Raw genomic sequence first — 15,998 nt, 5'->3', positions numbered from 1 at the left:
CCGTCCGAGTGGTACCTCGAACACTCGTCGCCCAGAGTTCACCTTGGATACAGAGGTGATTCATTTGGGGTGACGGAAACGGACGCGTAAAGGGCCGAACGTGGGAGCGTGGGGCACAGCAGCCCCGCAGTGAGTGAGAGGGACAGTTGTATGCGTGACGCGTACCACGAGGAACTTGACTCGATCGGCGAGGGCCTGGTCGAGATGGCCCGCCTTGTCGGGTCGGCGATCGGGCGCGCCACCACGGCCATGCTCGACGCCGATCTGAAGCTGGCCGAGAGTGTCATCGCGGGGGATCAGAAGGTCGACGATCTCCAGCATGACCTGGAGGCGCGGGCGATAGCCCTGCTCGCGCGCCAGCAGCCCGTCGCCACGGATCTGCGGATCGTCGTGACCTCGCTGCGGATGAGCGCGGACCTGGAGCGCAGCGGTGACCTGGCGCAGCACGTCGCCAAGCTCGCCCGGCTGCGGTTCCCGGACAAGGCCGTTCCGCACGACCTGCACGCGACCGTCCTGGAGATGGGGCAGCTCGCGCAGCGGCTCATGGCGAAGTCCGCCGAGGTCATCATCACCAAGGACGTCGATCTCGCGCTCCAGCTGGAGCAGGACGACGACGAGATGGACCTGCTGCACCGGACGCTGTTCCAGCACCTGATGGACGACCGGTGGAAGCACGGCATCGAGACGGCCGTGGACGTGACCCTGCTGGGCCGTTACTACGAGCGCTTCGCCGATCACGCGGTCTCCGTGGCCAAGCGTGTCGTGTATCTCGTGACCGGTGAGCACGCCGACGATATCCAGGCGCCTCAGCCGCAGCCGGTCGACGGCAGCTGACCCTTCTCGGGGTGACCTGTCTGCCGGGGGCCCCGCACCTGTGTGGTGCGGGGCCCCCGGCATGTTCCGTCATGTCAGCCCGAGCAGCCGCCGCACTGGCACGGCGCGCCCGACTGACAGCCGCAGCCGCAGCCCGAGCCGCAGCCGCAGGCGCCTAGCAGGACCAGCCGGTGCGGCTGCGGGACTTCCGTGGGCTGCTCTGCGATGGCTTCGGGGGTGGGGGACTCGGCCATGGTGTTCCCTCCTCGGGGCGAACTGCCTGTCTCCCAGTTCATGCCCAGCCCGGCGGGCGCGTCAACGGCGCACGCGCGCGCGGTCGTTCGCCGCGCCGGCCACTGCGTGACCGATGGTGCCGATGAGGAGCAGGGCGACGACCGTGCCCAGCGTGAATGCCTCGAACGCCGTCCGTGACACGCCCCACGTGCCGTGGAAGTCGTACGTGATGCCGAGCAGCGCCTCCAGCGTGCCCGGGAACAGGGCCGTCCATGAGCCGGTGAGGATCCACGCGTAGGCCAGCGTCGCGCAGATCATGAACCCCTTCGTCCCGAACGGGACCTGGTAGGGGCGCGGTACGTCCCTGTGGCGCAGGCGCAGGACCGCCAGGGCCGGGATCACCGTCAGGTACGAGAGCAGCAGCGTCGTCACCGCGACGGTCAGGACGACTGAGAACACCGCCGCCGCGTCGCCGTCGGCGAGCCGCATCGCCGCCACCATGAACACCGTCGCGATCACCCCCGACAGCAGGTTCGTGCGCACCGGTGTGCCCAGCCCGGGGTGGAACGCGCCCAGCTTGCGGCTGAAGAACCCGCCGTCCGCCGCCGCCATCGCCTGCATCCGGTCGCTCACGATCATCCATGCGCTGCCCTGGGTGAGGAGCGCGAAGACGAAGAGGAGCGCGGTCGTCTTCAGGAGCGCGCCGCTTGCGCCTCCGTAGATCGTGAAGATGGTCTGCGCGCCCTCCATGAAGCCGCCGATGCCGGTCACCTTGCCGGGCGGGACCACGGAGAGGATCGCCAGTACGGGGAGCAGGTAGCAGGCCGCCGCGATCGCCGCGGAGCGGCCGAGGGCTGTGGGGACGTCGCGTTGCGGGTTGTGCATCTCCTCGCCCGCGGCGTTCGGGGCCTCGAAACCCACGTACGCGAAGAGGAGCACCGGGACCAGGGCCAGGAAGCCCGCCGTGGTGGGGCTGAAGGTGGTGGCGGCTGTGGTGTTGTCCGCCGTTCCTGTCAGGCCCCGGAAGCCGTGGGCCATGCCGTACGCCACTGCCGTCGCCGTGAACACGGTGAGCGCGAGGACCTTGGCCGCCGCGCCCGCCGTGGTGATCCATTTGCCTTTGCGCAGCGAGACCACTGCCGTGAGGATCGCCGTCCAGATGAACACGGTCTTGAACGCGTAGTCCGCGAACGTGCCCTGGCCCAGGCGGAACACGAAGCCGTCCCACGTCTGTGCCGCGATGAACACGAGCGAGCCGCCCAGCCAGATCGGGTTCGTCACCCAGTAGAAGAGCGTCGTGACCGCCGCCGTCAGCCGGCCGAACGCCAGTTTCACCCAGACGTAGGGGCCGCCCTCCTGGGGGAAGGCCGCGCCCGTCTCCGCGAAGAGCAGCGCGTACGGGATGAGGAACGCGACCGCGATGACCGCCGTCCACGTCACCGCCTCTCCGCCGCCCGTCGCGATCTGGCCCACCGTGTCGAAGGAGATCACCGCCGCCACCGCCATCGCCGTGATGTCGAAGCGGCGGAGGCTTCTGTGGAGGTTGGGGGTCGGGGTGGGCGTGGTTTCTTCGCCGGTGGACTCCGCGGCGGCGGCGGATTGCACGGCGGCGGTGCTTGGTGGTGGTGCTGCTTGTTCTTTGTGGTCGGGCACGTCTGTGTCCTCGGGGCTGGGGACGGGTGGGACCGTGCGGGTGGCTGTGGGGCGCGACTGATGTACGCGGTGCGGGGCCCGGGGGCTACTTGGTGATCTCGCCCGTCGGTGTCGTGCGTTCGAGGACCGAGCGCATCGCCGTAGCCGCCTCCTTCGCCTCCTGCTCCGTCATGATCAGCGGCGGGGACAGGACCAGGCTGTGGGCCGAGTCGCGGACGATGACGCCCGTCTCCTTGCGGATCACGTCGTGCGGCATGCGGGCCGGGTTCAGCGGGAGGGGGGTGCGGGTCTCGCGGTCGGCCACCAGCTCGACCGCCAGCATCATGCCCACCGAGCGGATCTCTCCCACGATCGGCAGGTCGCCCAGTTCATCGGTGAGTTGGCGGTGGAGGTGTTCGCCCATCGTGATCGCTCGGGGCAGGAGGTTCTCCCGTTCGATGATGTCCAGGTTCGCGAGGGCCACCGCCGCCGCCACCGGGTGGCCGTTGTACGTGTAGCCCATCGGGAAGCCGTGGTCCTGGAGCAGCGCCTCCGTCACCTCGTCGGAGACGAGCAGGGCACCGAGCGGGGTGTAGCCCGACGTGATGCCCTTCGCCGTGGTGATGATGTCCGGCTTCACGTCGAAGTGCTGGGCCGCGAACCATTCGCCCACGCGGCCGTACGCCGTCACCACCTCGTCGAAGATGAGGAGGATGCCGTGGCGGTCGAGGACCTCGCGCACGCGCGGCCAGTAGTCCGCCGGCGGGACCAGCATGCCGCCCACGCCCATGATGGGTTCGCCGATCATCGCCGCGATGTTGGAGGCCCCTATCTCCGCGATGCGGCCCTCCAGCTCGGCGATCAGGAAGTCCGTGGGGTCGGCGTTGCCGTAGAGCTCCGTGCGGTACGGCCACGGCGGCGTCAGGTGGCTGACGTGCGGCATCATCGGGGCGAAGCCCTCGTGGTAGACCGGGAATCCGGTGGCCGAGCCGCCTCCGTAGCCGATGCCGTGGTACGCCTTGTCGCGGGCCAGGATCCAGGTGCGGGAGCCCTCGCCCCTGCGGTGGTGGTAGTAGCGGGCCATCTTGATGGCCGCCTCGTTGCCCTCAGAGCCGCCCGACGTGAAGTAGACGTGGTTGAGGTTGTCGGGGGCCAGCGTGGTGAGGCGTTCGGCCAGCCGGATCGCCTTGTCGTTCGAGAACTCCCAGAAGCTCGTGAAGTATTCGAGCTGTTGCATCTGCGCATGCGCCACGTCCGCGATCTCCTTGCGGCCGTGGCCGACCTGGGCGAGCCAGAGCCCGCCCGTCGCGTCGAGGTAGCTGCGGCCCTCCGCGTCGGTGAGGCGGCAGCCCTTGCCCTCCGTCATCACCACACGTTCCTCGGCGGTGCCGGGGAGGTAAGGGTGGATGATGTGCGCCCGGTCCGTGGCGGCGAGCTGCTGTGCGGGGGTGAGGGTCATGGTGTTCGTCCCTTCAGGAGAGGGTGGGGAGTTGTCCGGGCGGTCGCGGCCGGGCCCGGCTACGCGTACGTGATCCACGTCGTCTTCAGGCCCGTGTACTTGTCGAGCGAGTGGAGCGACAGGTCCCTGCCGTGGCCCGACTGCTTGAAGCCGCCGAACGGCGTCAGCGGGCTCAGCGCGTCGACCGTGTTCACCGAGACCGTCCCTGCGTGCAGGGCGTCCGAGACGCGGTGGGCGCGGGCCAGGTCCCTGGTCCACAGCGAGGCCGCCAGGCCGTACGGGGAGTCGTTGGCGGTGCGTATCGCCTCCTCCTCCGCGGTGAAGGCGTGGACCGTCAGGACCGGGCCGAAGAGTTCCTCGCGGGCCAGGGGCGCATCGGGGTGCAGGCCGGTGACGATCGTGGGGGTGAGGTAGGCGCCGTCGCGCGTGCCGCCCGTGATCACCTTGCCGTCCGATGCCTCGACCGCCGCGAGGACCCGGGTCGCCTGGGCCTCGTCGACCAGCGGGCCGAGGTTCGTGCCGGGGTCCAGGGGGTCGCCCGGTACGAACCGTGCCGCGTGCTCCGCCACGCGGGCCGTGAAGTCGTCGGCGATCGAACTCTCCACCAGAAGACGGGTGTTGGCGGAGCAGACCTGGCCCGCGTTGTACGCGAATCCCCAGGCCGCGCGCTCTGCCGCCGCGTCCAGGTCCGCGTCCGCGAAGACCACGTTCGGGCTCTTGCCGCCCGCCTCCGGCCAGACCTGCTTCATGTTCGACTCGGCGGAGTAGGAGAGGAAGAGGCGGGCGACCTCCGTCGAGCCCGTGAAGACCAGGGTGTCGACGTCCTTGTGCAGGCCGAGCGCCCTGCCCGCGGTGCCGCCCATGCCGGGGACGACGTTCAGTACGCCGTCGGGCAGGCCCGCCTCCGCTGCCAGTTCGGCCAGGCGCAGGGCCGACAGCGGGGACTGCTCCGCCGGCTTGAGTACGACGCTGTTGCCCGCCGCGAGGGCCGGCGCCAGCTTCCAGCTCGCCAGGTCCAGCGGGAAGTTCCACGGGACCACGGCGCCCACCACGCCCAGCGGGGGGCGGCGGACCGTCGCCAGGTTGCCCGGCGGCGTCGGCGCGATCTCGTCGTACAGCTTGTCCGCGGCCTCCGCGTACCAGGCGAAGACGCCGGCCGCGCCGGGCACGTCCGTGCCGTACGACTCCGCGATCGGCTTGCCCATGTCGAGGGTGTCGAGGAGGGCCAGCTCCTCGGCGTTGGCGGTGATCAGGTCGGCGAGCCTGAGCAGGACGCGCTTGCGGACCGCCGGGTCGGTGCGGGACCAGCGGCCGTCCTCGAAGGAGGCGCGGGCCGCGCGGACCGCCGCGTCGATCTCGGGCGCTTCGCCGCGCGTGACGTGAGCGGTGACCTTGCCGGTGGCCGGGTTGGTGGTGGGGAAGGTGGCGCGGGTGTGCGACTCGGTCCATGTGCCGTTGATGAACGCCCTTGTACGTGGCGTCAGTTCGGCTGCTCGGCGCTGCCAGTCTGCGTAGGTGTTCATGCGGCGGCTCCCCTCTATTTCTTTGAGACGGGATTCAAACAATGGGGCGCCAGGTCGTCAATGCCCTGGACGCAAGGAACTTGATTTATTTGAACCGAGTAACAGAGAATTAACCCATGGGGAACAAGCCTGGGAGACCGAAGAACCAGACGGCGCGCCGCGAGGCCCTCGTCGACGCGGCGGGGCGCGCCATCGCCGAGCGGGGCCTTGAGGGGCTGCGCATCAAGGACATCGCCGCCGAGGCGGGGATGTCGGCGGGGTCCGTTCTGTACTACTACCCGGAGATGGGCGAGCTGGTCCTGGAGGTGCACCGGGGCGCCGTGGAGCGCTATCTCGCCGCCCGGCAGGAGGCCGTGGACGGGGCGACCGGGGCCGCCGCACGGCTGCGGGCCCTCGTGGGGAGCGGGCTGCCGGGCGGCTCGGGGGACGCCGTGCACGGACTGCTCTTCGAGCTGCACCGGCGCGCAGACCGCAGCTCCGGGCACGCGACCCTGATGGCGTCGCTCTTCGCGCGCGAGGCCGCCCTGTACGCGACCGTGCTCGAAGTCGGCGCGGCAGTCGGCGAGTTCATGCTCACGGAGCCCGTCGCCGACCTCGCGCGCAACCTCGTCGCGCTGGAGGACGGCTACGGGCTGCACATCGTCAGCCGCAACGCCGAGCTGACGCCGGACGTCGCCCGGCGCCTGCTCCTCGGCTACGCGCGGACGGTCACCGGCTGCCCGGAGCTGTGAGCCGGGCCCTCTCGCCGTCGTCGCCCGCGAGGGCCACCGCGGTGAGTGCCATGCCGAGCGCGCCGTCGAGGACCGCCCGGTCCGCGTCCGGGGTGACGCACGCCGCCGCGAACTCCTTCTGGTGGTTGACCGCAGGCAGCGAGTTGATGCCCAGGTACGGGTGGATGGCGGGCAGGACGCGGGAGACGTTACCCATGTCCGTGGAGGCGCGGTTCATCCGGGCCGCCGGGGATCCGGAGCTGTCGAACGTACGGCCGAGGGACTCGGCCGTACGGCGGTAGACGGCCAGCATCGCGGCGTCGTTGCGGAACTCCGAGTACGGGCGGGACTCCGGCTCGATCTCCAGGTCGCAGGCCGAGGCGAGCGCGCCGGCCTCGAAGCACCTCTCGACGCGCGGCTGGAGCGCGGACAGCTCCTCAAGGCTGCCCGCGCGCACGTACCAGCGGCCCTCGGTCAGCTCCGGGATCGCGTTCGGGGCCTCCCCGCCGCGCGTCACCATGCCGTGCACGCGCGTCGTGGAGGGGAGCTGCTGGCGCAGGAGGCCGATGGCGACCTGGGCGACCGTGAACGCGTCCGCCGCGTTGCGGCCCTGCTCCGGGTAGGCCGCCGCGTGCGCCGCCTTGCCGTGGAAGCGGACCTTGAGGTGCGCGACCGCGTACGGGTCGGCCTCGGCGACGTCCGCGGGACCGGGGTGCACCATCATCGCCGCGTGCACCCCGTCGAAGGCGCCGCGCTCCAGCATGAGGATCTTGCCGCCGCCGCCCTCCTCGGCCGGGGTGCCGAAGACGGTGACCTTGAGTCCCAACTCGTCCGCCACCGGCGCCAGTCCGGCCGCGGCGCCCACCGCCGCCGCCGCGATGACGTTGTGCCCGCAGGCGTGGCCGAGGCCGGGCAGTGCGTCGTACTCGGCGCAGATCGCGAGGTGGAGCGGGCCGCTGCCGACGGTGGCGGTGAAGGCGGTGGGCAGGCCCGCGGTGCCGGTCACGACGTCGTAGCCGAGGTCGTCGAGGGCGTACGCGGTCCAGCGCGCCGCCTTCTCCTCCTCCCACGCCACCTCGGGGTTCGCGTGGATGCGGTGGCTCAGGGCGAGGAGTTCGGGCGACGCCTTCGCGACCGCCTCGCGCACGGGCCTCACTCGTCCCCCGGCACGCCGTAGTTCGGCGCCGCGTCCGGGGCGAGGGCCCGCTGCACGTACGCCTCCTCCTGCGGCTCCCACAGTTTCCACAGGTGCGCGAGCTCGGCGATCGGGTCGCCCTCGGTCCAGTCGACGCGCAGGTCCGTCACCGGCCACTGCTGTACGTCGACGACGAGGAGTCCGGCCGAATGGACGGGTCCCGCCTCGCCGCCCGCCGCCGCGCCCGCCGTGAGGGCGTCGACGAGGCGGCGGGCGAGCGGAGCCTCGGGGTCCGCGCCCGTGAACGCGTCGAGTACCGCCCGGGGGACGCCGGAGCCCGACAGGAGGTTCCCCGCGGCCACGGCGTCGGGGCCGACCGCCTCCGCGTACGTGCCGAGGGTGCGCGCGCCCGAGAAGACCGCGCCGGGACCCGAAGCACCGACGGCGGTCAACTGCCGCCATTCTGCGTGAGGTTGGGCCGCCACTTCACGCACGGCCGTCTTTGCGGGCACCCCGGATTCCAGGAGGTCGAGCAGGCGGGTGCCGAGGCGCGGGTCGGTGACGTTCTGCGAGCAGACCGCGCCCACTCCGGGCCGTACGTGCGCGCAGCGCGCGGCGACGGCCGGCGAGGACGAGGTGACGGCCACCCCGAACCGGCCCGTGCGCGGGCACCGCGCGGCGATCGAGAACGTCATCGGCGCTCCTTCGGGATGACGGCCGTCGCGTCGATCTCGACGAGCCATTCCGGGCGGGCCAGCGCCGAGACTACGAGGCCCGTGGAGACGTAGTGGACACCCTTGAGCCGGCGGCCCATGACGCGGTAGACGGGCTCGCGGAAGCGGATGTCCGTCAGATAGACGGTGATCTTGACGATGTCCTCCAGGCGGCTGCCGGACTCCTCCAGGAGCATCGCGATGTTCGCCATGGCCTTCTCGGCCTGGGCGGCCACGTCCCCGACGCCGACGTTCTCGCGCGTGTCGAGATCCTGGCCGATCTGGCCGCGCAGATAGACCGTGCCGTCGGCGACGACCGCCTGCGCGAGGTCGTTGGACAGGTCCTGCTCGGGGTACGTGTCCGCCGTGTTGAAGGGGCGGATGCGCCGGTGGGTCGTCACTTGGCCTTCCTCCCGAGGGTGCCCAGCACGTTGTCGCTGAGACCGGCCGCGTCCTTCACCAGGTCGAGCGGGCCCTCCCAGTCGAAGTTGCGGTACACCGCGCCGAGGTGCGCGAACGGCGGGGACTGCGCGAAGAGCTGGAACGTCAGGCGGTGGCCCGCGTAGTCCGAGTTGAGCAGGTCACGGGCGTACGCGAGGAGCTTGCGGCGGTCCTCGGCGACCCAGTGCTCGTTGATCGAGTAGAACTTGTCGAGCCACGGCTTGGTGTCCGGGTGGTCGAAGGACGCCTTGTCGGGCGTGATGCAGATCTGGCCGCCGCACAGCTCGCGCGCGATGTGCATCATCTCGTGCAGCTGCGAGCAGGCCAGGACGCGGCCGGTGTACAGGAGCGACTGGTTCGGCATGAGGAGCCCGCCGGGGCTGGGCTCCGCCATCGCGATGGACGCGGTCAGGTGCGCGTTGATGCCCTCGCGGTAGCAGGCCAGCGTCGCGAGCTTCTCCTGCACGGCCTGCTGCTTCTCCAGGCCGGTCTGCTTCACGTTCCACAGCGCGGCGCCGATCATCAGGTCCGCGAGCCGCAGATTGCGCTGCGTGAACGCGAACGCGCTGTAGCGGTGGAGCGTGGCGCGGATGAAGGTGGCGGCCTTGGTGTCCCGGTAGAAGAGGACGTTCTCCCAGGGGATCTCGACGTCGTCGAAGACGACCAGGGTGTCGACCTCGTCGAAGCGGCTGGAGACCGGGTAGTCGGCGGGCGGCTTCGTACCGGCGAAGCCCGTACGGCAGATGTACTTCAGGCCGGGCGAGCCCATGTCGGCGATGAACCCGAGGGCGTAGTCGGAGAGTTCGGAGTCGCCCCAGTTCGCGATGGTCGGCTTCGTGAACGCCTGGTTCGAGTAGGCGGCGGCCGTCTCGTACTTGGCGCCGCGCACGACGATGCCGCTGTCCGTCTCCCGCACCACATGCAGGAGCATGTCCGGGTCCTGGTCCTGGGGGCGCTTGGAGCGGTCGCCCTTCGGGTCGGTGTTCGCGGAGACGTGGAAGGGGTCGGCGTACAGCGCGTGGTCGATGTGCCGCTTGACGTTCTCCGCGTACGCGGGGTTGATCGCGTTGAGGACGTCCTGGCCGTCGATGAGCGACCAGACCTCACCGATCGTCTCGTCACCGACGCGGGTCACGACACCGCCGACGTCGCTCAGCACGGCGTCCGTCGCGGCCCGCTTCGCGTCCCAGTCCTCGCGGGTGCGCGGCGGCTTCTGCTGGATCGCGTTGACCTCACCGGTCGTCTCGTCCTTGTACGTCATGGAGTCCCGGGTCTCCGGGTCGTGCGCCATGTCGTAGATCCGGGCGCGTATGTCGACCAGCGGCTTGAACGCGGGGTGCGTGGTCACGTCGGTGACCTTCTCGCCGTTCATCCATACGTCGCGGCCGTCGCGGATCGACTCGCGGTACTGGTCTCCGGTGCGGATCATGCGCCGTGCTCCTTGAGGGAGTTGAGGGGGCTCGGGGTGGCATACGTACGGGCGTGGTGGACGAGGGGGTGCGCGCCGGACACCGCGGAGGCGACGACCGCGCCGAACAGGACCTGGTGGGTGCCCTGCGTGACGGAGTCGGCCAGCCGGCAGTCGAAGGCGGCGGCCGCGCCGCGCAGGACGGGGGCGCCGGTGGCGAGCACGTCCCACTCGGCGCTGTCGAAGTCGTACGGGCCGCTGCCGCGGGCGGGGCGGCCCGCGAACACGTCGGAGACGTGGGCCTGGCCGGCGGCGAGGACGCTCACGGCGATGACGCCGTTGCGCACGGCGGCCGCGGCGAGGGGGCTCCGCTCGTTCACACACACCAGCAGCGAGGGCGGGTCGGCGGAGACGGAGCACATGGCGGAGACGGTCTGGGCGAAGCGACCGGCCGGTCCTTCTGTGGAGACAACGGTCACGCCCGTCGCGGCGTTCCCCATCGCTGCCACGAAGTCCTGGCGGGATGTGAGGAGTTGGTCCGGAGCAATGGTCACGAGCGGCCTCCCTCGGAGCGAGTGGGCTGTGGTGGGACCACTATGGGAGCCGGGACCTGCATCCGTACAACAGATCTTTTAGCGCTATTGCATTGGTTTTGGAGATGATCGGCCTGAGCTGGTCGTTCAGGCGCGCAAAGCCTCCCTGCAGGCCGTCGCGAACGCCTGCGCGCGGCCTGTCAGGCGGACCCCGCGCAGCTTCGCCAGGACGACGGGGAGCGCGGGCAGGGGGTCGGCGAGCGGCAGCGCGACGACGCTCGACCCGTCGTAGGTGCGGTCGTGCGCGGGCCTCTGGTTGAGCAGCGACCAGCCGTATCCGGCGGCGACCAGGGCGCGCACGGTCTCGTAGCTGCGGGTGCGGTGGCTGATGCGCGGTTCGACGCCGGCCTTGGCCGCGACGGAGCGGAAGTAGTCCCGGCTCGCGGGCAGGTCGAGCAGGATCATCGGCTCGTCCGCGAGGTCGGCGAGACGGGCCCGGCCACCGCCCGCGAGCCGGTGCCCCTCGGGGACGAGGGCGTAGGGCGGGGCCATCGCGAGGACCTCGCACTCGATGTCGGCGTCGAGATCCATGTCGTAGAGCAGCGCCAGTTCGCAGGCGCCCGTGCGCAGGCTCTCCTGCACGGCCGGGATGTCGCCCTCGACGACCTCGACGCGTACGGCGGGCTGGCGCTCGCCGAACTCCCGCAGCAGGCGGGGCAGATAGAAGGGGGCGAGGGTCTGGAAGCAGCCCACGGCCAGCTCGCCGACGAGGTCGGCGCCCAGGCTCCTGGCCGACTCGGCGAGCTCGTCGGCGTGCGTGAGGAAGCCGCGCAGCTCGTGCAGGAACCGCTCCCCCGCGGCCGTCAGTTCCAAGCCCTTCGCGTGCCGGCGGATCAGGAGCTGCACGCCGAGCTCGCGCTCCAGGTGGTGCACGGCGGTGGAGACGGCGGACTGCGAGACGTTGATGCGGTGCGCGGCGGCGGTCATGCTGCCGAGCTCGGCGGCGGCGAGGAAGTACCGCAGCTGCACGAGGGTGAAGTTCGCGTCCTTGGCCATGGCGGGATTGTGCCCCGGGCGCCCGCGAGCTGTCTGCATCTCGAAATCAGATGTAACTCCCGGGAAATCGATGTTTGACCGTTGACCGAAACCGTGGCGAGACTCCCCCGACCAACGCCGCCCCCGTACTCCCCCCGCCCCGCTCAGACAGGGAGTCCCACATGACAGACCCGTCCCCGTCCCCTTCCCCCGCTGCTTCCGCTTCTGCATCTCCCTCGGTGGAGCAGCACACCATCGACCACGTCCCCGAGAACGAGCGCCACGGCCGCGTCCGCGACCTGTTCACGATGTGGTTCGGCACGAACATCGCGCCGTTGCCGCTGGTCACCGGTGCCATGGGCGTCCAGGTGTTCCACCAGTCGTTCTGGTCCAGCGTCCTCGCGATCCTGGTCGGCCAGCTCGTCGGCGCCGTCTTCATGGCGCTGCACTCGGCGCAGGGCCCGCAGCTCGGCGTCCCGCAGATGATCCAGAGCCGGGCGCAGTTCGGCAGCGTGGGCGCCCTGCTGATCGTGGTCGTGGCGGCGGCGATGTACATCGGCTTCTTCGCCTCGAACATCATCCTGGCCGGCAAATCCCTGCACGGCCTCGCGCCCGCGGTGCCGGTCGACGCGGGCATCGTGCTCGGGGCGCTCGGCTCGGCCCTGATCTGCTGGGTCGGCTACCGCCTCATCCACACTCTCAACAAGATCGCGACGTGGGTGCTCGGTGCGGGCGTCCTGGTCGGCCTCGCCGTGGTGGTCGGGCGCGGCCTGCCCGACGGCTTCTTCTCAGCGGGCTCGTTCACGTTCGCGGGCTGGCTCGCGACGGTTTCCCTGAGCGCCCTGTGGCAGCTGGCCTTCGCCCCGTACGTCTCCGACTACTCGCGCTACCTGCCGCGCACCGTCCGTACGGCGTCGACCTTCTGGGCCACGTACTGGGGTTCGTGTCTCGGCTCGACGCTGCCGTTCCTCGCGGGCACGGTGATCGGCCTCGCGTCGCCCGGCACGGACGACACGGTGGCGGGCTTCGACAGCGCGGCGGGCGCCTTCGGCCCGGTCGTGCTGCTCCTGTTCCTCTTCTCGGTCATCAACCACAACGCGCTCAACCTCTACGGCGCGGTGCTGTCGCTGATCACCATCTGCCAGACGTTCCGCCCCGCGTGGACCCCGCGCCAGAGGGCACGCGGCGTCGTCTCCGTGGTGGTCCTCGTGGCCGCGCTGATCATCGCGACGGCCCTGTCCAGCGACTTCGTCTCCAGCTTCGTGAACCTCGTACTGGTCCTGCTCGTCGTCCTCGTCCCCTGGACGGCGATCAACCTGATCGACTTCTACCTCGTCCACCGCGGGCGCTACGCACTCGGCGACCTCTTCGCTCCCGACGGCGGACGCTACGGCCGCTTCAACCCGGTGGCCCTGACGTCGTACGCGATCGGCATCGCGGTCCAACTCCCCTTCGTCGCCACGTCGCTGTACACGGGACCGCTGGTAGCACCCCTCGGCGGCGCGGACCTGTCGTGGCTCGTGGGACTGGTGGTGACGGCGCCGGTGTACTACGTGTGGGCACGGAGGGTGGCGGTGCGCGGCGGGAGCGATGTGACGGAGGCGGGAACCGGGACCGAGGCGGGGGCGGAGACGGAGTCGGGGGTGACGGCGGAGTCGGCTTCTGCGAGCGCGTGACGGCGGCCGCGTGAGCCCACACCACAAGCCAGACGTCCTTCAACTTCACACAGTGATTCGCTAGTTGAATGGGCTCCGCGGAAGGACGGAGCCCATCCGGTCTTCCGCGTACTACCCGTCGGCCCGCAACCGCCGACGCCCGGTCAGTGTCTGAGAGGGGGGGCCAATCACCCGGCCAACACGACACGGGGGAAGGCGGGTTCATCGATGGCATGGGACGAGTGGGAGCAGCTCAAAGGCGAGGCCGCCCAGCGACGGGACGCCGGTATGCAGCTCAACCAGGCGCCTCCCGGCGGCGGTGGAGGAGGCGATCTCATCGTGCGGCAGGACGATCTCGGGGCCGTCGGGCACGAGGCGTTCTCGCTGCACACACGGCTGGGCAAGCAGGTCGACATCGCGGGCGCCGGCGCGGACGAGCACGGCTCCGGGTCCACCATGCAGGCCGCCGCCGAGCTGAAGAGCCATCACTTCGGGGCCGGCGGTGAGCTCGAGACCACGGTGGAGCTGTGGACGAGCCAGGTGAAGTCCGTCCTCCAGGCCTGTGCCCACATCTCCAACCACCTCGACTACTCGAAGAAGCTGCACAGTCACGACGACGCGAAGATCGCCGCGGAAGTGCGCAACCGGGACGGCTCCGCCATCTCCGTCTCCAGCCTCGACGGCTACTTCAAGTAGAAGGCTTTGCCATGTACCGAACGGGGGCGTGCGGCGCGTGAACTACACAGATCTGATCGAGGTCGACCTCGGCAAGCTCGGCACCGCGGTGACCGACTGGAAGCAGGCGACGGACCACCTCCAGACCCTCTCCGGTGACGCCCGCGACGGGCTCAAGGCCACGTCGGACAAGGCGCACTGGGCCGGCCTCAACGCCGACGTGACCCGGGAGTTCGTGGACAAGACCACGAAGGAGATCTCGGACCTGCACGCGGAGGCCAAGAGCATCTGGAGCGTCATCGAGGACGCCCACGGTGAACTGGAGTCGCTGCAGAACCGTGCCAAGCGCCTGACCGAGGCGGCGCGCAAGGAAGAGTTCATCGTCATCGACGAGAAGAACGGCACGGTCAAGGTGATGGAGGCCGTGTGCAAGGTCGACGAGAAGCCGGGCGGCCAGAAGAAGATCGACATCATGCAGTGGTACGCCGACACCATCACCGGCCTCGTCGCGCACGCCTCGGAGGTCGACGCCGCGCTGGTCCGCGCGTTGCAGAAGAGCCACGGCATCGACGCCTTCAACGCGGGCCACGCCACGTACACCTCGCTCGACGAGGACATGATGCCGCGCGCGGAGAAGCTTGCCGAGCTGGGCGATGACGCCGATGCCAAGCAGCGCGCGGAGCTCCGACGGCTCTGGGAGTCCCTGAGCCCAGAGGCCAGGGCGCAGTTGTGGGCCGGACACAAGGACGACCTGTTGTCCGCCGGTCTGCTGACTCCCACTGTCAAGCGCGGGGCGTCGGACGACGGAGCAGGACCGTACGACGTCGAGGACCCCGGCATGCACGACTACTGGATCCAGCTCCAGGCCGAAGGCATGGCGAACGCCGGCGACTTCATCGGGAACACGGATGCCGCCCGGAACATGGATCACTATCTGCGAGGGCTCGGCACCACCCTCGACCTGGATGTCGACCGGATGCTCACAGACGACGAGTCCCTGCGCCTCGCCTCGCAGGGCACCATCGCGGGGCAGCAGGAACAGTGGAAGCAGCAGGCACTGGCTGCCTTCGAGAAATCCGGTGGAAAGCCCGTCACCATCCCGGTGGAGACCCCGCCCCAGGGCTACACCCACAGCGACCGCAACTGGTATCTGGCGGTGGGCAGCGCGACGACGAACACGACCGGAGCCGTGACCGTCACCCCGGGCGCGGACGGAAAGCCCAAGGTGTCGCTCGACTACCAGGTCAACGTCTGGGACCGGTACAACTGGGACCCCGGAAAGTCCACCGAGATCGGCCCGACCGAAGTGACCGACGCGGACATGGCGCGCCTCCACACGACGGGTCTGGCCAGGGAGTTCGACATGCGAGGCAGCGGTTCGGTGCAGCACCACGACCTGGGGTCGGGTCCCGCGAAGCTTCCTGACCCTGCAGATCCCGGGCGGGACGGGACCCGTACCGACATCGGACGCAATGGTGATGCGCGATGAAGGTGCGGCCCTTCTCGATGCTTTCCGTGCGAGGCGTGACCGGCGGTGCGCTGTGTCTCTCGGCATGCGTCGTGCTCACTGCCTGCTCGGGCGGCACCGCACGCGATGCAGACGCACGTACGCAAGTCCCCCACTGGAAGCCGGGCGTGACCGCTGCCGACGTCGGCGACCAGATGCACGTGCGGATCCCCGCTGAGGCGACGGACCGGCATGCCGCCTACCAGAGCGGGTTCCAGGACGACGGGCTTCTTCTGGCCTTTACGGTGCCCACCGCGCGCGTGGGCGCGTTCCTGAGCGGGCTCTCGCCCGAGCAGGAGCTCACCCACCGCGCCAAGCCCCTCGCGGAGACGGTGAAACCCACGACGCCGTTCGCGCACCTCGGGCTCAAGGAGCCGGAGACGCTTGCGGACGTGCGCGGCGGGCCGGTGTGCGCGCCCTGCGCCGGGGAGTTGAACTCCCTCGAGGTGGCCGTGCATCCGGTCGATGCGCAGCACAGCCGGGTCTATCTGCGCGGGGTCGACTGAGGGGGCCTGATCCACCGAC

General features: G+C 70.3%; 16 protein-coding genes. 6 read left to right on the top strand and 10 right to left on the bottom strand.

Going from position 1 to position 15,998, the window contains the following annotated elements; genetic code table 11:
- Positions 1–150: 150 nt before the first annotated feature.
- Positions 151–834, top strand: a complete 684-nt coding sequence (gene phoU / locus OG574_RS25930) for a phosphate signaling complex protein PhoU (RefSeq protein ID WP_326775154.1) — start codon at positions 151–153, stop codon at positions 832–834.
- Positions 835–908: 74 nt separating this feature from the next.
- Here phoU and OG574_RS25925 read toward each other — a convergent pair whose 3' ends face one another.
- From OG574_RS25925 to OG574_RS25910, 4 genes are all read right to left on the bottom strand, one after another.
- A complete protein-coding gene (locus OG574_RS25925) occupies positions 909–1,067 on the bottom strand; it encodes a hypothetical protein (RefSeq protein ID WP_326775153.1) in 159 nt (52 codons plus the stop codon).
- Positions 1,068–1,128: 61 nt separating this feature from the next.
- Positions 1,129–2,700: an APC family permease gene (locus tag OG574_RS25920; protein ID WP_326775152.1), complete on the bottom strand. Its 1,572-nt coding sequence runs from the start codon at positions 2,698–2,700 to the stop codon at positions 1,129–1,131.
- 85 nt (positions 2,701–2,785) lie between these two features.
- Positions 2,786–4,138, bottom strand: coding sequence for an aminotransferase family protein (locus OG574_RS25915; protein ID WP_326775151.1), 1,353 nt, complete (start codon positions 4,136–4,138; stop codon positions 2,786–2,788).
- 59 nt (positions 4,139–4,197) lie between these two features.
- Positions 4,198–5,661 carry an aldehyde dehydrogenase gene (locus OG574_RS25910; RefSeq protein ID WP_326775150.1) on the bottom strand — a complete coding sequence of 488 codons (1,464 nt, stop codon included), beginning with the start codon at positions 5,659–5,661 and terminating at the stop codon, positions 4,198–4,200.
- Positions 5,662–5,777: 116 nt separating this feature from the next.
- On the opposite strand from OG574_RS25910, the gene OG574_RS25905 reads away from it, so the two are divergent.
- The gene (locus OG574_RS25905) at positions 5,778–6,392 is read left to right on the top strand and encodes a TetR/AcrR family transcriptional regulator (protein WP_326775149.1); all 615 of its coding nucleotides are present in this window, start codon (positions 5,778–5,780) and stop codon (positions 6,390–6,392) included.
- On the opposite strand, the gene OG574_RS25900 is transcribed toward OG574_RS25905, so the two are convergent.
- The 6 genes from OG574_RS25900 to OG574_RS25875 all read right to left on the bottom strand — a co-directional run bounded on the left by OG574_RS25900 (position 6,370) and on the right by OG574_RS25875 (position 11,657).
- The gene (locus OG574_RS25900) at positions 6,370–7,527 is read right to left on the bottom strand and encodes a M20 family metallopeptidase (protein ID WP_442816851.1); all 1,158 of its coding nucleotides are present in this window, start codon (positions 7,525–7,527) and stop codon (positions 6,370–6,372) included. The genes OG574_RS25905 and OG574_RS25900 overlap by 23 nt on opposite strands.
- Positions 7,524–8,201 carry a DUF1028 domain-containing protein gene (locus OG574_RS25895; protein WP_326775147.1) on the bottom strand — a complete coding sequence of 226 codons (678 nt, stop codon included), beginning with the start codon at positions 8,199–8,201 and terminating at the stop codon, positions 7,524–7,526. The genes OG574_RS25900 and OG574_RS25895 overlap by 4 nt, the downstream gene beginning before the upstream one ends.
- The gene (locus OG574_RS25890) at positions 8,198–8,620 is read right to left on the bottom strand and encodes a RidA family protein (protein WP_326775146.1); all 423 of its coding nucleotides are present in this window, start codon (positions 8,618–8,620) and stop codon (positions 8,198–8,200) included. The genes OG574_RS25895 and OG574_RS25890 overlap by 4 nt, the downstream gene beginning before the upstream one ends.
- On the bottom strand, positions 8,617–10,089 hold the full coding sequence (locus OG574_RS25885; RefSeq protein WP_326775145.1) for a 4-hydroxyphenylacetate 3-hydroxylase family protein: 1,473 nt from the start codon (positions 10,087–10,089) through the stop codon (positions 8,617–8,619). The genes OG574_RS25890 and OG574_RS25885 overlap by 4 nt, the downstream gene beginning before the upstream one ends.
- On the bottom strand, positions 10,086–10,622 hold the full coding sequence (locus tag OG574_RS25880; protein WP_326775144.1) for a flavin reductase family protein: 537 nt from the start codon (positions 10,620–10,622) through the stop codon (positions 10,086–10,088). Before OG574_RS25880 ends, OG574_RS25885 begins: the two co-directional genes overlap by 4 nt.
- A 126-nt stretch (positions 10,623–10,748) precedes the next feature.
- Complete coding sequence (locus OG574_RS25875; RefSeq protein ID WP_326775143.1) at positions 10,749–11,657, bottom strand: LysR family transcriptional regulator; 909 nt, start codon at positions 11,655–11,657, stop codon at positions 10,749–10,751.
- Between the two features lie 161 nt (positions 11,658–11,818).
- On the opposite strand from OG574_RS25875, the gene OG574_RS25870 reads away from it, so the two are divergent.
- From OG574_RS25870 to OG574_RS25855, 4 genes are all read left to right on the top strand, one after another.
- Entirely contained in the window at positions 11,819–13,312 is a 1,494-nt protein-coding gene (locus OG574_RS25870; RefSeq protein WP_326775142.1) for a purine-cytosine permease family protein, read from the top strand.
- Positions 13,313–13,519: 207 nt separating this feature from the next.
- On the top strand, positions 13,520–13,987 hold the full coding sequence (locus OG574_RS25865) for a hypothetical protein (protein ID WP_326775141.1): 468 nt from the start codon (positions 13,520–13,522) through the stop codon (positions 13,985–13,987).
- A 37-nt stretch (positions 13,988–14,024) separates the two neighbouring features.
- Positions 14,025–15,455 carry a hypothetical protein gene (locus OG574_RS25860; protein ID WP_326775140.1) on the top strand — a complete coding sequence of 477 codons (1,431 nt, stop codon included), beginning with the start codon at positions 14,025–14,027 and terminating at the stop codon, positions 15,453–15,455.
- 146 nt (positions 15,456–15,601) lie between these two features.
- Positions 15,602–15,979 carry a hypothetical protein gene (locus OG574_RS25855; protein WP_326775139.1) on the top strand — a complete coding sequence of 126 codons (378 nt, stop codon included), beginning with the start codon at positions 15,602–15,604 and terminating at the stop codon, positions 15,977–15,979.
- Positions 15,980–15,998: the final 19 nt, after the last annotated feature.

The organism is Streptomyces sp. NBC_01445 (assembly GCF_035918235.1).
GTDB lineage: Bacteria > Actinomycetota > Actinomycetes > Streptomycetales > Streptomycetaceae > Streptomyces.
The sequence above is the reverse complement of the archived record's forward strand: the minus strand, read 5'-3'. Positions and strand labels throughout refer to the sequence as shown.

What these genes read in the sequence shown, in the direction of transcription:
- OG574_RS25870 (WP_326775142.1), top strand. Translation starts at nt 11,819, where the DNA reads ATGACAGACCCGTCCCCGTCCCCTTCCCCCGCTGCTTCCGCTTCTGCA.
- OG574_RS25910 (WP_326775150.1), bottom strand. Translation starts at nt 5,661, where the DNA reads ATGAACACCTACGCAGACTGGCAGCGCCGAGCAGCCGAACTGACGCCA.
- OG574_RS25915 (WP_326775151.1), bottom strand. Translation starts at nt 4,138, where the DNA reads ATGACCCTCACCCCCGCACAGCAGCTCGCCGCCACGGACCGGGCGCAC.
- phoU (WP_326775154.1), top strand. Translation starts at nt 151, where the DNA reads ATGCGTGACGCGTACCACGAGGAACTTGACTCGATCGGCGAGGGCCTG.
- OG574_RS25885 (WP_326775145.1), bottom strand. Translation starts at nt 10,089, where the DNA reads ATGATCCGCACCGGAGACCAGTACCGCGAGTCGATCCGCGACGGCCGC.
- OG574_RS25895 (WP_326775147.1), bottom strand. Translation starts at nt 8,201, where the DNA reads ATGACGTTCTCGATCGCCGCGCGGTGCCCGCGCACGGGCCGGTTCGGG.
- OG574_RS25875 (WP_326775143.1), bottom strand. Translation starts at nt 11,657, where the DNA reads ATGGCCAAGGACGCGAACTTCACCCTCGTGCAGCTGCGGTACTTCCTC.
- OG574_RS25865 (WP_326775141.1), top strand. Translation starts at nt 13,520, where the DNA reads ATGGCATGGGACGAGTGGGAGCAGCTCAAAGGCGAGGCCGCCCAGCGA.
- OG574_RS25905 (WP_326775149.1), top strand. Translation starts at nt 5,778, where the DNA reads ATGGGGAACAAGCCTGGGAGACCGAAGAACCAGACGGCGCGCCGCGAG.
- OG574_RS25925 (WP_326775153.1), bottom strand. Translation starts at nt 1,067, where the DNA reads ATGGCCGAGTCCCCCACCCCCGAAGCCATCGCAGAGCAGCCCACGGAA.